1 protein-coding gene and 1 pseudogene are annotated in these 1,010 nt (G+C 41.1%); both read left to right on the top strand.

What is annotated here, in order from left to right; translation table 11 throughout:
- Positions 1-241 (top strand): annotated as a pseudogene (locus R8N47_RS23795) (MBL fold metallo-hydrolase); the annotation flags it as partial.
- Complete coding sequence (locus R8N47_RS23800) at positions 129-770, top strand: MBL fold metallo-hydrolase RNA specificity domain-containing protein (RefSeq protein WP_318185925.1); 642 nt, start codon at positions 129-131, stop codon at positions 768-770. The pseudogene R8N47_RS23795 and the gene R8N47_RS23800, both read left to right, overlap by 113 nt.
- Positions 771-1,010: the final 240 nt, after the last annotated feature.

The raw sequence follows: 1,010 nt of genomic DNA on the forward strand, positions 1-1,010 counted from the left end.
TGTTCGAACGCTTATTCGCCCTTGCCCTTACTCCCAATGGATAGAGATTGAAGAACATGCCTCTCTTCGCTTTCAACCAGCAGGACACATTTTAGGGTCTGCATATGTTGAGTTTCGTTTATCAAACAATGAGGTTGTTGTGTTCTCAGGAGATTTGGGCCCTCGTAACACGCCTCTCCTACCGGATCCGGTATCGCCTGAAAAAGCTGACTATTTGTTTATCGAGTCAACATACGGCTAAAAAGGTAACTACTACCTATCGGCAATTTAAAAAGCTTTGGGGAGCTGAAGCGAAAGAGCGGCTCGAGCATCACCGACACCCTCTTGCGTTTGATCAATGTATTACCGTCGAAAGCCACACTGACCATTTAAAGCTCGTGAATCGACTCGCGAGCACAGCAGAAGCTGCTATCGTAGTTGCGGCCTCAGGAATGTGTGAAGGTGGACGTGTCGTCAATTATTTAGAAGCATTGCTGCCAGATAAAAGAAATGATGTGTTATTTGCCGGCTATCAAGCGGAAGGGACTTTAGGTCGGCGTATCCAAGATGGAGTAGAAAGTGTATTGATTGAAGGTAGACGCGTAAAAGTGAAAGCTCAAGTTCATACGATGTCAGGCTACTCTGCACATGCCGATATGAACGACTTAATACAATTTGTAACTGCCATTCCCACTCCTCCTAAGGAGGTTCACCTTATACATGGTGAGGAAGATTCGAAAAAAGCACTTTATCAACAACTAATCAAACTCGGATATAACTGCGTATTATAGTGAATTAGATAATTATTTAATTTCGAGACAACATAATATATCGCAAACATAGTTTGTCGAATTCATTGATATAGTTACGTCAAGATTCAAAAACAAGCCATAAGTAAGGACTCAGGTTCAAGAAAATTAACAAAGTTACAAGCATGTTCTGGATTAAGGGATATAATTTCTATACGAATTAAATTATAATCGCCGACTTGTAAGCAATTGGCTAGTCGAAAACAACTTATTCCATTCCTA

The organism is Vibrio sp. 2132-1 (assembly GCF_033344315.1).

What these genes read in the sequence shown, in the direction of transcription:
- R8N47_RS23800 (WP_318185925.1), top strand. Translation starts at nt 129, where the DNA reads ATGAGGTTGTTGTGTTCTCAGGAGATTTGGGCCCTCGTAACACGCCTC.